Source organism: Mycobacterium hubeiense (assembly GCF_002838065.1).
GTDB classification, from domain to species: Bacteria; Actinomycetota; Actinomycetes; order Mycobacteriales; family Mycobacteriaceae; genus Mycobacterium; species Mycobacterium hubeiense.
Genome location: NZ_PIZU01000005.1, coordinates 111,107 through 124,497 on the forward strand (window position 1 = coordinate 111,107; position 13,391 = coordinate 124,497).

Below are 13,391 nucleotides of genomic sequence, written 5' to 3' on the forward strand. Positions count from 1 at the left end.
ACCGTGCGAGTTGCCGATCGGCAACTAGGCATCGGAAGGGATCGACGATGAGACGAACTGATGGTGAGTTGATCCTTTTCTGGACGTTGCCGGCGTTGGCGATCATCTGGATCTTGGCGTTCTTCCTGTTTCCCGGCTTCGTGCACCCGATGTCGCCGACCATGTCCGCCGAGGAGGTCGCCGCGTTCTATCGCGATGAGACCGCGCGGATCCGCTACAGCATGATCTTGTTCAACTGGTTCGGTGTGGGACTGATCCCCACCGTGATGCTGTTGGCGATGCAGATCCGCCGGATGGCCCACCGCACACCGATCCTGTCCTACAGCCTGATCGCCTGCGCCGGCGGCCCACCCTCACTTTTCTTGATTGCCAACATGTTCTGGCTGCTGGCTGCCTTCCGCCCGGAGCGGGCGCCCGAACTCACGCAGTTGTTCAACGACCTCGCGTGGGTGACGTTCACCATCCTGGTGCCCTACCTGATCGCTCAATGCCTTCTGCTGGCGCTCGCGATCTACTGGGATCGTCAGGAGCAACCCGTATTCAAGCGGTGGGTGGCCCACTTCAATCTGCTCATCGCGGTGGCGCTGATGCCGGCCGCCTTCACCGCGCTGGCGTTCGACGGGCCCCTCGCGTGGGACGGGCTGCTGTCGTTTTGGGTCAAGAACATCGCGATCGCCGTATGGATCATTGTGATGGGAATCGTTCTCGGACAGAACATCCGGCGGCAGCGCGCCGAGAATCTGGTCGCCGCATGAGTACGTCCATCACGATGGCGGAGCCACTCGACGAGAGTTCCGCGCTGAGCCGGTTCGCGTGGAACGTCCGCCACCATCCCAAGCGCGAGCTGTGGTTCGCGTGGTGGGTTATGGTTATCTTCTACCAGCTCTACGGTGTGCTGTTCTTTCTCGTCACCCGCGTGCAGCCGCCGCCGAGCCCGGCCTGGGACACCCCCGCCGTGGTGGAGTGGTTGAGCCAGCGCCACACCGGCATCCTCCTCGGGTTCGGTGTCGTGTTCCTCATCTCGGGCTTGTGCGCACCGATGAACGCCCTTCTCGCATACTCGATGCGGCGCATGTCGGTGAGCCGCATCTTCGCGTACTCGTATCTGGTCATGTATGCGCTCAGCGCCATCCCCGGCATGCTGGTGATGGCGATCGCGATGACGGTCGCCGCCCTGCGCCCGGATCGCGATCCCCAACTGATCCAGTGGCTCTACGACTTCGCGTTCCTGTCGTTCAGCGGAACCATGGGCGTGTTCATGATCGGCTCACTGGTGTGGCTGGTGGCGATCCTGCTCGACAAGAACCGGGTGTTTCCGAAGTGGTTCGGCTATCTCGGCCTGTGCAATGCGCTGACGGAGGTTGTCGTCGCGCCCGCCTGGATCTTTCAGCGTGGCGTCCTCGCCTGGAACGGCGCGATCGCGTGGTGGATCAACATGGTGGTCTTCGTCGTCTACACCGCCGCGTTCATCGTGCTGCTGCGCAAGATGATCGAGCGTGAGGATTTCGGCACGGGCCCGCTGCCGGAGGCAGTGCGATGACGAACCCCGCTACGACACGGTCGGTGCCCGGACAGCCGGACATGTGGGTGTTCGTCCTGTTCGAATCACTGCTATTCACCGGATATTTCGGGGTGTACCTGGTGTCCCGCGCGCTGAATCACGAGCTCTTCCTGCAGTCGCAGGCCGACCTGGATCTGCGCTTTGGGGTCTTCAACACCGTCGCCTTGCTGTTGAGCTCATGGGCGATCGCACGTTGCGTACAGGCCTCGCGAGCCGGTGATTTCCGGTCCGCCTTGACCAACGCGCATCTGACGATCTTCTTCGGCCTGCTGTTCCTGACGTCCAAGGTGACGGAGTGGATCAAGGAGATCGCCCTGGGGAACACGTTCACCAGCGACGAGTTCTTCCAGCACTACTACTTCCTGACGTCGATCCACTGCATCCACGTGCTGATCGGCTTCATCGTGCTGGGCGTCGTCGTGTACCAGTTGTGCAGCCCGGCCCGGCGCTCGCAGCAGTTGGTCGAAACGGGCGCAACCTATTGGCACACCGTTGATTTCCTCTGGGTCCTGATTTTCGCGTTGCTCTACGTCGTGAGGTGAGCTGTGAGTGTCCTGGCCGGTAAAAGGCTGCTGATCGTCTGGTTGATCCTGACGGCGATGACGCTCGTCTACGTATGGATGGACGAGGCGGTCGATGAGAACGGGACGCTGCGGGCCAGCACCGTCGTCACCGTCAGCGCCATCGTCATCGCTTTGATCAAGGTGCGGATCATTTTCCGGGAGTTCATGGAAGTACGCCATGCCCCCGTAGTGCTGTGCCGTCTCACCGACGCGTGGGTGGTGCTCATCGGCGTGGGCTTGTTGGGCAGTTACTTCGTCGGCTCCGCTGTCGCCGGCTAAGCCCATGCTCGCGAGGAGGGCGCCCTAGTCGATTGCGTCGAGCGCGGCGGGGGTGTCGAGGTCGACGTACGCGGTCGCATACCGTTTGGCCAGTGCGACAGCGATATCCGGGCGCTGCCACGCTTCACCCGCACTTGCGGTGGCCAGCCACAGCGCGAGGCCGTGCGCCACGGAGGCGCGGTAGCGCAGAAGCACCTCGTCGGCCGACGGCCGCTCGTCCGCCGGCAGCCCAAGGGCATCTCTGTAGACCTCTAGCAGTTCGCGCTCATGGCTGCGTCGATCGGCGACGGTGAGCGCGCCCAGCAGGAAATAGCCGAGGTCAAGTGACCAGTTGCCGCGACGCGCCACCTGCCAATCGAGGAACCCGACTTCGTCATTGGGTAGCACGTAGGTGTTGCCGATGTGCGGGTCGCCGTGCAGCAGCGTTTGCGGGGACTTCGTCAACGTGCGGATGTAGCGCGCCCACAAGCCGTTGAACAGCGATTCGCCTGTCAGCGACGTGATCTCGGGCGTCGCGGCATCGCCGATGGCCGCATATGCCATCTCCAACGGTGCGGCTTCCATTCCGGGCCACGGAACGAATGCCTCCAGCCACGCCAGCGCCGGATCGTCACCGCTGCGCTGCCCCCAGAACCGGCCGTGCATGCGCGCCAGTCCCTGCACCGCGTTTGCGGCCTGCTCGACGGTCAGCGGTCGGGTGGCATCGCGCGGGTCGGCACCGCGCGCCGTCAGATCCTCCATCACCAGGATGAAATCCTCGGCCGGCTCGTCGATCACGGCGGCGTACACCATCGGATGCTCGAGGGGCAGCTCCACGCCGGAGTTGAACAGCCGTGGTTCGTGAAACGGCCCGCTGGTCAACCGGATCAGGTCCCGGTGTGCCGGGTCAACGCCCTTGACGAATACGGTCGCCGGACCGGGGCCCGACGAATAGGTCAACCCCAACCGGGCGCGCCGGTTCGTCCCGTCGTCACGAAGCTGCACCGTCACAGCGTCGACCACCGCGTCGGGATGGTGCCGCGACAGCGCCGCCGTCATCCATTCCGGTGCCAGGCCGTCCCACTCGTTCGGGACCGATAGCTCGAACGTCGTCATCCGTGCACATCCTCTGCTGATTTACCTGCGGCCGCCGCTCCTGCGCGGAAGCCGAATACCATTGCGGGACCAAGAGTTCCACCGGCACCGCCGTAGGCCTTGCCCGTCACGCCGGCCATGGCGTTGCCCGCCGCGAACAATCCCGGAATGACCGAACCCGACACGTGCAGCACCCGGCCGTCGCAGTCGGTGCGCGGCCCGCCCTTGGTGCCCATCGCGCCCACGGTCACCGGCACCGCGTAGTACGGCGGAGTGTCGATGGGACCCAGCGTCTTGCCGGCCTGGGTGGGCGCATTCGCGTCGCCCCAATAGCCGTCATAGGCGCTCGAGCCCCGGCCGAAGTCCGGGTCCTGCTCGTCGGCGACGTTGCGGTTCCACTCGTCGAGCGTGCGCGCCAGGCCGTCGGCATCGATGCCGGTCTTGGCGCCTAACTCGGGCACATCGCGTGACGGCGAGAACCACTCCGGCACAGGGTCACCCGGTGCCACGCCCAGGAACCCGTAGCGCTTGAGGTGGATCGCGTCGAACACGATCCACGCCGGGTCGTTCAGATAGCCGTGGCGTGGGTCGAGATGGTGAAACGGGCCCGCCATCGAGTTGTATTCGCCGGCCTCGTTGAGGAACCGCTTGCCGGCCCGGTTGACGATGATGCTTCGAGGGCGGGTGCGTTCGAGCCGAACGCTACGGCTGCGTGGCTTGCCTCCGAAGGTGTCGCCGGGGATTTGCACGATCGGCACCCACCACGCCTCGCCCATGTTGGCCAGGTCGGCGCCGTGCGCCATCGCCATGCGCAGCCCGTCGCCGGTGTTGTTCGGCGGCGACACCGGACCGTGCATCGGGCCCCGCAGGAACGCCTCGACCAATTTCGGATCCCACTCGAAACCCCCGGTCGCCAGCACCACCCCGCCGCGGGCGTGCACGCGAAACTCCTTGCCTCCCTGGTCGATCCGCACGCCGACGATCCGGCCGGAAGAGGCGATCAATTCGACCGCCCGCGCGTTTGTATGCGGCGTCACGCCCGCGTCCAGCAGGCTCTTGAGCAGCCCGGCGACCAGCGCGGTGCCGGCCACGCAGTAGTCCCCGTCCTCGTCGACGGCGGCGTGAATACGCGCCCGGGTCTCCGCGTCGATGCCGACGTTGCTGAAGTCGGCGGGGAACGACGTGATCTTGCCCCGCCATTCACCCAACCGGGACAGGTCGAAGGGTTTGGCGTTCAGTGATGGCCCCTGGTCGGCCGTCCGCCCGGCAGCTCGGGCTTGTAATCCGGGAATCCCTCGGCGATTTCGAAGCGCAGCTCGCTGTGGGCCTCGACAAAGTCCAGCATCTGCGGGCCGGTGCGCACGAACGTCTCGACGAGCTCGCGGTCCATCGCGCCGAGGGACTGCGCCTCGAGGTACTTCAGCGCATCGGCCTCGGTCAGTTCCCCGTCCGGTGAGCGGTTGTGCGCCGGAATCCACACGATGCCACCGGATACCGCTGTCGTGCCGCCGACGGTCGCTGCTTTCTCGTATATCTCGACGGACGCGCCGTTGACCGCGGCGGTCAGTGCGGCGGTCAGGCCGGCGCCGCCACTGCCCAGCACGACGACATCGACCTCGCGATCGCAATCGGTCACGCCAGTCGCCTCTCGCTAGGTGCGCCGAAACTGAGCTTGTGTTTGAAAAACTGCCGAAATGTCGCACACAAGCTCAGTTTCGACGACGGGAATCTCATCTCCCCACTCCTTTCAGCCGAGAATCGTGGCCAATTCCTTGGCGGCCTTGATGACTGCGTCCTTGCCGCCCATCACGACGTCCTCGCGGTGGGAGATCAGGTTGATGCACGTGGGCGGCGACGGTGGCCGCCGCCGCACCGGCACGGCCAACCCGTAGGTGTTCGGCTCGACCTCGCCGTGCGTGATGACCCAGCCGCGCTCGCGCGTCAGCGGGACCAGATCGCGCTCACCCGGCCGCGGCGGCATGCTCGCCAACAGCGCGATCCCCGCCGCGCCGCGATCCAGCGGATAGCGGCTGCCCTCATGGAAGGACAGCTGATAGAAGACGTGGGTCGGCACGATCACCGCGATCGCCACCTGCTGATCACCCTCGGCGACGAGCAGCGAGACCGTGGTGCCGAGTTCGTCGGCCAGAGCCCGCAGGGTCGGCACGCTCAGTTGGCGCACGTTGTTGTCGAAGGATGCGCCGAGCACCGCCAGGCCGGCGGCCGATCGATAACGTCCGTCCTCGCCCTTGGCGACAAACCGGAACTGGGCCAGCGTGCTGAGCAGGCGGTAGGCAATCGTCCGGTGCACCCCGATGTCATCGGCGACCTGCTGGACCGTGAGTCCCGTTGGTGACGCGGCGACCAATTGCAGCGCAGCCAAACCCCTCGCGAGGGTCTGCGAGCCCGGCGCGCCGTTCGGGGCACCTTTGGCCCTCGCCTCGCTCGCCGGTTCAGACACGACGCCCCCTTCTTGACAGACACACTTAGGAGAGTGATGCTCTGACTATAGTGCACATGGATGTGCGATAAATGAGCAAAGTGCTTACAAAATACGAGAATTCGATTCTCCCCGGCAAGAGAGGTGACGAGTGTCGGATTTTGAGAGCGTGTGGAGCGACCTTCAGGGCGTCCCGTTCTCACAGGGCTACCTCGACGCCGCGGGAGTGCGGACGCGCTACCTGCACGCCGGCGATGCGGCGAAGCCGACCTTGGTCTTCCTGCACGGGTCGGGCGGCCATGCCGAGGCGTACGTCCGCAATCTGGAGGCACACGGCGAGCACTTCTCGACGTGGTCGATCGACATGTTGGGCCACGGCTACACCGACAAGCCGGGCCATCCGTTGGAGGTGCGCCACTACGTCGACCATCTGATGGCCTTCCTGGATGCCATCGGCGCCGAAAAGGCGCACATCAGCGGCGAGTCGCTGGGTGGCTGGGTGGCGGCCCGCGCGGCCATCGACCATCCCGACCGGGTTGATCGTCTGGTGCTCAACACCGCCGGTGGCTCGCAGGCCGATCCGGAGGTGATGAAACGCATCGTCACGCTGTCGATGGCCGCCGCGGAGAACCCGAGCTGGGAGACCGTCCAGGCGCGCATCAAATGGCTGATGGCGGACAAGTCCAAGGATTACGACGACATCGTCGCGAGCCGGCAACGGGTGTACCGTCAGCCGGGTTTCGCCTCGGCGATGAAAGACATTATGGCGCTGCAGGATCCGGAGATTCGCGCGCGCAACCTGCTCGGGCCGGCCGAGTACGGCAGCATCACCGCCCCGACCCTGGTGGTCTGGACCAGCGATGACCCGACCGCCGACGTCGACGAAGGCCGTCGCATCGCGTCGATGATCCCCGGTGCCCGGTTCGAGGTGATGCCCGGCTGCGGTCACTGGCCGCAGTACGAAGACGCCAAGACGTTCAACCGCCTGCACCTCGATTTCCTACTAGGGCGCTGAGCCGTGGCAACCGAGGTCGATGTCGTCATCGTCGGGGCGGGCCCCGTCGGATTGACGTTGGCGAACATCCTGGGCCTGCAGGGTGTTCAGACCATGGTCGTGGAAGAACGCGACACCCTCATCGACTACCCGCGCGGTGTCGGCCTCGACGACGAGGCGTTGCGCACCTTCCAGTCGATCGGCCTGGTCGACCGCATCCTGCCGCACACCGTGCCGAACCAGATCTTGCGGTTCTTCGACGCGAAACGCCGTCTGCTCGCCGAGATGGCGCCGCCCGACGCACGGTTCGGCTGGCCCAAACGCAACGGCTTCGTCCAACCCATGGTCGACGCCGAATTGTTCGGCGGGCTCGATCGATTCGACCACGTCGAAGTGCGGTTCGGTCATCGCATGGAGACCTGCGTCGAAACCGACGACGGGGTCACCGTCGAATTCGCGGACGGCGCCGAGACCGTGACGGCCCGCTATGTGGTCGGCTGCGACGGCGGCCGCAGCGCCACCCGCCGGCTGATGGGTGTGTCATTCGACGGCACCACCTCCTCGACGCGCTGGCTCGTCGTGGACGTCGCGAACGACCCACTGGGACACCCCAACAGCGAAGTCGGCGCGGATCCCAAACGGCCCTATGTGTCGATCTCGATCGCCCACGGGATTCGGCGCTTCGAGTTCATGATTCACGCCGACGAGTCCGACGAGCAGGCCGAGGACCCCGCATTCGTCAGACGCATGCTGGCGCAACGGGTTCCGCACCCGGAGCGCGTCGACATCATCCGGCACCGGGTCTACACACACCATTCGCGCATCGCCGGTTCCTTCCGCAAGGGTCGGCTGATGCTGGCGGGCGACGCCGCGCATCTGATGCCGGTGTGGCAGGGCCAGGGCTACAACAGCGGTATCCGGGATGCGGCCAATCTCGGCTGGAAGCTGGCCGCGGTCGTGACCGGCCAGGCGGACGACAAACTGCTCGACACCTACGACGTCGAGCGGCGCAAGCATGCCCGCGCGATGATCGACCTCTCGACGTTGGTGGGACGGGTGATCTCGCCGACGAACCGGCGCGTTGCGGCCTTGCGCGACCGCGTCATTCACGCCGCGTCGGTGGTGCCCACGCTCAAGCGCTACATCCTGGAGATGCGGTTCAAACCGATGCCGCGATACCACGAGGGCGCCGTGTATCACAGAGAACCGCCCACCGACACCTCACCGGCCGGCACACTGTTCATCCAGCCCCGCGTCGACACGCGGGAAGCGCAGAACGTCATGCTCGACGACATCCTCGGACCGGGTTTCGCCGTGCTGTGCTGGAGCAACAATCTGCGTGCAGTGCTGGGCGAGGAGGCCTTCGATCGCTGGAAAGCATTGGGGGCCAGGTTCGTCGAAGCCCGGCCGATGACCCAGCTGCAGTGGACGGGACACGATGATGCCGACGTCATGATCGTCGGCGATCGCACCGGCGCGCTCAAATCATGGTTCGACGCCCACCGGGAATCCGTGTTGCTCCTGCGGCCCGATCGCTGCATTGCGGGCGCCTGCATCGCGCAGCTCGCGTCCGAGGTGAGCGCGTCACTGTTCGACGTCCTCTGTCTAGTCCAGAGAGGAGGATCGAGTTCTGATGACGAATCTGGCCCTGTGCTGCATGTCGCACAGCCCGCTTCTGAACCTTCCGGGACCGTCGCAGGATCTTCTTGACGACATCGAGTCGGCACTGGCCGAGGCGCGAGAGTTTGTGTCCGACTTCGATCCCGAGTTGGTTGTCATCTTCTCGCCCGACCACTACAACGGGTTCTTCTACCGGCTGATGCCGCCGTTCTGCATCGGCACCGCCGCCGCCGGCGTCGGCGACTTCGGCACCCAGTCGGGCCCGCTCGACGTGCCCGCCGACCTCGCCACCGACCTCGCCACCGCGGTACTGGACGCCGACGTCGACGTCGCCTTCTCGGCAAGCATGGAGGTGGACCACGGCACCGTCCAGCCGCTGCAGAAACTGTTCGGCGACGCGGCTTCCCGTCCGGTGATCCCGATCTTCATCAATTCCGTTGCGACACCGTTGGCGCCGTTGCGCCGGGTGCGCGCGCTCGGTACCGCCGTCGGACAATACCTGTCCACGCTCGACAAGCGGGTTCTGGTGATCGGCTCCGGTGGCCTGTCGCATGATCCGCCGGTGCCGACCCTGGCGACGGCCCCGCCCGCGGCGTTGGAACGAATTGTGCACGCGCGCCCCATGACACCCGAGCAGCGCCAGGCCCGCCAGGCCGCCGTGATCCAGGCCGCGCAGGAGTTCGCCCGAGGGGAAGGCAAACTGCAGCCGCTCAACCCCGAGTGGGATCACCGCTTCCTGCAGATCGTCGACGGCGGACACCTCGAGGACGTCGACGGTTGGGCCACGTCGTGGATCGCACATGAAGCGGGCAACAGCGCGCACGAAATCCGCACCTGGGTAGCCGCTTTCGCCGCACTGGCCGCGGCGGGGCCCTATAAGACCACGGTGCGCTACTACAAGGCGGCGCCCGAGCTCATTGCCGGATTCGCGATCAGAACGGCGGTGCCCAGCACATGACGGATGCGTTCGACCACACCGTGGACGTCTTGGTCGTCGGTTCCGGCGGCGGCGGAATGACGGCGGCGCTGACCGCACACGCGTCGGGACTGGACACGCTCGTCGTCGAGAAGTCGGCGCACTTCGGCGGCTCCACCGCGCTTTCCGGCGGCGGCATCTGGGTGCCCGGCGCACCCGCCCAACGCAAGGAAGGCTACGCACCCGATCCGGACGGCGTGTTCGAGTACCTCAAGCAGATCACCAACGGCGACGTCAGCGACGCGCGGCTGCGGCAGTACGTCGACAAGTCGCCCGAGATGATGGAATTCCTCGAAAAGCTCAGCAGCTGGTTCGAATTCGTCTGGAAGCCCGGCTATGCCGACTATTACCCCGAGCTGCCCGGCGGCTCGGAGCTGGGCAGCACCATCAACGTGCCGGCCATCGACCTGCGCAAGCTCGGCGATGAGGAGCAGAACCTGCTGCAGCCGTTGGCGTTGGCCCCCAAGGGAATCTGGTTCGCTCCCAAGGACCTGCGGCTGTTCTATCAAGTCCGGCAGAACTGGCGCGGCAAGGCTGTGCTGGTCAAATTGATCTGGCGGATGTTCCGCGCGCGGGTGTTCGGGGACCGGATGGCGGCCATCGGGCAGTCGCTGGCCGCGCGGATGCGGCTGGCGATGAAGGAGCACGACATCCCGCTGTGGCTCGACTCGCCGATGACGGAGCTGATCACCGACGCCGACGGAACGGTGATCGGTGCGGCGATTGAACGCAACGGCCAACCGCAACGCATCGCGGCCCGCCGCGGTGTCATCCTGGCCGCGGGCGGATTCGACCATGATATGGCCTGGCGACGGCAGTACCAGCCCGTCCTCGAAAACGACTGGAGTTTCGGCAATCCCGCCAACATGGGCGACGGCATCCGTGCCGGTGAAAAGGTCGGTGGCGCCACCGAACTGCTCGACGAGGCGTGGTGGTTCCCCGCCATCTGCTGGCCCGACGGGCGGCTTCAGTTCATGCTCAACGAGCGCATGATGCCGTCGCAGTTCGTGGTCAACGCAGAGGGCAAGCGTTTCATCAACGAAGCGGCGCCCTACATGGACTTCGCGCACGCGATGATCGAGGGCCAGAAGACCGGGGTCACCCATATCCCGTGCTGGCTCATCACCGACATCCGCTCGTTCCACCGCTATGTGGTGGCCGGACACCTGCCGATCCCCAAGGTTCCGTTCGCGTCGGTCCCCACCGGCTGGAAGGTGCCCGCCGCGTGGCTGGAATCGGGTGTGGTCAAAGAAGCCAACAGCTGGGAGGAGCTCGCGACCAAGCTCGACGTTCCGCCCGCACAACTGCGTGCCACGGCGGAGCGCTTCAACGAGCTGGCACGCAAAGGCCACGACGACGACTTCAACAGGGGTGACAGCGCATACGACAACTACTACGGCGACCCGACCCTGCCCAACCCCAATCTGTACCCGCTGGGCAAGCCGCCGTACTACGCGTTCCAGATCATCCTCGGCGACCTCGGTACGTCGGGCGGGCTGCGCACCGACGAGTACGCGCGGGTGCTGCGCGACGACGGCAGCGCGGTGAAAGGCCTTTATGCCGTGGGTAATACGTCGGCGGCGGTAATGGGCCGAAGCTACGCCGGCGCCGGTGCCACCATCGGCCCTGCCATGACGTTCGGCTACGTCGCGGCCAAGCACATCGCGGACGGGTCCGAGCCCAGCATTTCGAACAATTCGACGGTCAGTTCCAATCGGAGGTAACTATTCATGAAGATCTCGCTGTTCTACGAATTCCCGCTGCCGCGGCCGTGGAGTGAAGACGACGAGCGCCAGCTGTTCCAGGACGGTCTGGACGAGGTGGAGCTCGCCGACAAGGCCGGCTTCTCGACGGTGTGGCTGACCGAGCATCATTTCCTTGAGGAGTACTGCCACTCCACCGCGCCGGAGATCTTCTTATCCGCGGCGAGCCAGCGCACCAAGAACATTCGGCTCGGGTTCGGGATCATGCACCTGCCTCCAGTGGTCAATCACCCAGCTCGCGTCGCCGAGCGCATCGCCACCCTGGATCTCATTTCGAACGGTCGCGTCGAATTCGGCACCGGGGAATCATCGTCCGTCGGCGAGCTCGGCGGTTTCGGCGTAGACCCCGCAGACAAGCGCGCCATGTGGGAAGAGGCGCTGGAGGTTTCGATCCGCTGTATGACCGAAGAGCCGTTCACCGGCTTCAAGGGCCAGCACGTCGAGATGCCGCCGCGCAACGTCGTTCCCAAACCGCTGCAGAAGCCGCACCCGCCGGTGTGGGTGGCGTGTACCCGGCCGGCATCGGTGTCGATGGCGGCACAGAAGGGCCTGGGCGCGTTGAGCTTTGCCTACACCGGTCCCGGCCCGCTGGCCGAACGGGTGAACGGCTACTACAAGGAATTCGAAGAGAACGGCGTGCCCGTCACTCCGAAGATGAACCCGAACATCCTCGCCATCGGCGGCGATCTGTCGATGATGGTGGCGCCCACCGACGAGCAGGCCATCGAGCGGCTCGGGATGGGCGGCGGATTCTTCGCATTCGGCATCATGCACTACTACATGACCGGCATGCACACACCCGGGCGCACCGGTGTCTGGGAGCGACATCTCGAGGAGATCAAGAAGGATCCGAGCATTGTCTACGGCCCCGGCCGCGGGCCGATCGGCAGCCCGGCCACGGTACGGGAATTCCTGCGGGGCTACGAGGAAAGCGGTGTGGACGAACTGATCCTGCTACTCACCCCGCGCAGTCACGAAGCCACGATGGAGTCGATCGAGTTGATGGGCAAGGAGGTTCTGCCCGAATTCATCGAGCGCGACGAGATAGCGGTCGCCGAGAAGGCCAAGCGGTTGGAGCCGGTCATCGAGAAGGTCGAAGCTCGCCGGCCGCCGTCGAATGCGCCGGTGTTCGACGAGACCTACGCGTTCGGCGGTCTGCCTACCGGCCGGGAGAACTACACCGCCAACGAAGTGTCGCTGGCGATGGAGGAGATGAACGCGGGCATCGAGGAGGCAGCAAAGAAGCTCAAGTCGGGCGAAGGGTGGACGAGCCGGAATCCTGCCGCAGACAAGCGATGAGCCAACTCTGGCGTTACGACGGTCGGCGCGTGGTCGTCACGGGCTGCTCGTCGGGCATCGGTGAGCAGGTCGCCCGCCAGGCCGTAGAACTCGGTGCGGAGGTGCTCGGGCTCGACATCCGGCCGCCGGCGGTGAACGTCGATGAGTTCGTCGCACTGGATCTCTCGGATCCGGCATCGATCGACGCCGCCGCACGCTCGATCACCGGTCAGATCGACGCCCTGTTCAACGTCGCGGGCGTGTCGTCGGGCATCGGCGATCCGCTGCGGGTGGTCACCATCAACTTCCTGGGCACCCGGCAGTTCACCGAGGCGCTGGTGCCGGCGATGCCGCCCGGTTCGGCGATCGCCAACGTATCGTCGTTGGCGGCCTCGGCCTATCGGGAAAACGCCGCCGTCACCGCGGGATTGCTGGAAACTACGACGATGGACGAGGGCATCGAGTGGTGCCGGCGCAACCCGAAAGCGGTCGCTGACGGCGGCGGTTACCGGCTGTCCAAGGAAGCGATCATCCTCTACGGGATGGTCAACGTCTCGGCGCTGGGCGCCAAGGGAATCCGCATCAACTGCACCGCACCCGGGGTGACCGACACCCCGATCCTGGACCAGCTGCGACAGGCGTACGGTCAGGAGTTCCTCGACTCATTCCGCACGCCGTTGGGCCGCGCCGCCGAACCCGATGAACAGGCCAGCGTGTTGATCTTCCTCAACAGCCGGGCCGCCAGTTACATCACCGGCCAGGTGATCTGGGTGGACGGCGGCACGATCGGCGACACCGATCTGGCCGCAGCGTTGCCGCGACGATGAACAGAAGAGGCGAATC

Annotated in this window: 12 protein-coding genes and 1 pseudogene; 10 read left to right on the plus strand and 3 right to left on the minus strand. The window is 65.5% G+C overall.

What is annotated here, in order from left to right; all coding sequences use genetic code 11:
• The first annotated feature begins 47 nt into the window (after positions 1–47).
• The 4 genes from CWS39_RS06350 to CWS39_RS06365 are packed head-to-tail and all read left to right on the plus strand — an operon-like array spanning position 48 to position 2,403.
• Positions 48–755, plus strand: a complete 708-nt coding sequence (locus CWS39_RS06350; protein ID WP_102142050.1) for a hypothetical protein — start codon at positions 48–50, stop codon at positions 753–755.
• Positions 752–1,540 (plus strand): hypothetical protein, encoded by a 789-nt coding sequence (locus tag CWS39_RS06355; protein WP_431306090.1) that lies wholly within the window; start codon positions 752–754, stop codon positions 1,538–1,540. Before CWS39_RS06350 ends, CWS39_RS06355 begins: the two co-directional genes overlap by 4 nt.
• The gene (locus CWS39_RS06360; protein WP_102142051.1) at positions 1,537–2,103 is read left to right on the plus strand and encodes a cytochrome c oxidase subunit 3; all 567 of its coding nucleotides are present in this window, start codon (positions 1,537–1,539) and stop codon (positions 2,101–2,103) included. The genes CWS39_RS06355 and CWS39_RS06360 overlap by 4 nt, the downstream gene beginning before the upstream one ends.
• Positions 2,104–2,106: 3 nt before the next feature.
• Entirely contained in the window at positions 2,107–2,403 is a 297-nt protein-coding gene (locus tag CWS39_RS06365) for a cytochrome C oxidase subunit IV family protein (protein WP_199177987.1), read from the plus strand.
• Between the two features lie 24 nt (positions 2,404–2,427).
• Here CWS39_RS06365 and CWS39_RS06370 read toward each other — a convergent pair whose 3' ends face one another.
• From CWS39_RS06370 to CWS39_RS06380, 3 genes and pseudogenes are all read right to left on the minus strand, one after another.
• Positions 2,428–3,498, minus strand: coding sequence for a phosphotransferase (locus CWS39_RS06370; RefSeq protein WP_102142052.1), 1,071 nt, complete (start codon positions 3,496–3,498; stop codon positions 2,428–2,430).
• Positions 3,495–5,113 (minus strand): annotated as a pseudogene (locus CWS39_RS06375) (FAD-dependent oxidoreductase). Before CWS39_RS06375 ends, CWS39_RS06370 begins: the two are co-directional and overlap by 4 nt.
• Before the next feature lie 111 nt (positions 5,114–5,224).
• Positions 5,225–5,938, minus strand: a complete 714-nt coding sequence (locus CWS39_RS06380) for an IclR family transcriptional regulator (RefSeq protein WP_102142053.1) — start codon at positions 5,936–5,938, stop codon at positions 5,225–5,227.
• A 130-nt stretch (positions 5,939–6,068) separates the two neighbouring features.
• Between CWS39_RS06380 and CWS39_RS06385 the strand changes: the two genes are divergently transcribed.
• From CWS39_RS06385 to CWS39_RS06410, 6 genes are read left to right on the plus strand one after another with little or no spacing between them, the layout of a single operon-like run.
• Positions 6,069–6,932 (plus strand): alpha/beta fold hydrolase, encoded by an 864-nt coding sequence (locus CWS39_RS06385; protein ID WP_102142054.1) that lies wholly within the window; start codon positions 6,069–6,071, stop codon positions 6,930–6,932.
• Between the two features lie 3 nt (positions 6,933–6,935).
• Complete coding sequence (locus CWS39_RS06390; protein WP_102142055.1) at positions 6,936–8,621, plus strand: bifunctional 3-(3-hydroxy-phenyl)propionate/3-hydroxycinnamic acid hydroxylase; 1,686 nt, start codon at positions 6,936–6,938, stop codon at positions 8,619–8,621.
• Positions 8,545–9,489 carry a 3-carboxyethylcatechol 2,3-dioxygenase gene (locus CWS39_RS06395; RefSeq protein ID WP_102142056.1) on the plus strand — a complete coding sequence of 315 codons (945 nt, stop codon included), beginning with the start codon at positions 8,545–8,547 and terminating at the stop codon, positions 9,487–9,489. The genes CWS39_RS06390 and CWS39_RS06395 overlap by 77 nt, the downstream gene beginning before the upstream one ends.
• On the plus strand, positions 9,486–11,231 hold the full coding sequence (locus CWS39_RS06400) for an FAD-binding protein (RefSeq protein ID WP_102142057.1): 1,746 nt from the start codon (positions 9,486–9,488) through the stop codon (positions 11,229–11,231). The genes CWS39_RS06395 and CWS39_RS06400 overlap by 4 nt, the downstream gene beginning before the upstream one ends.
• 6 nt (positions 11,232–11,237) lie before the next feature.
• Positions 11,238–12,569: an LLM class flavin-dependent oxidoreductase gene (locus CWS39_RS06405; protein WP_102142058.1), complete on the plus strand. Its 1,332-nt coding sequence runs from the start codon at positions 11,238–11,240 to the stop codon at positions 12,567–12,569.
• Positions 12,566–13,375, plus strand: a complete 810-nt coding sequence (locus CWS39_RS06410; RefSeq protein ID WP_102142059.1) for a coniferyl-alcohol dehydrogenase — start codon at positions 12,566–12,568, stop codon at positions 13,373–13,375. The genes CWS39_RS06405 and CWS39_RS06410 overlap by 4 nt, the downstream gene beginning before the upstream one ends.
• Positions 13,376–13,391 lie beyond the last annotated feature (16 nt).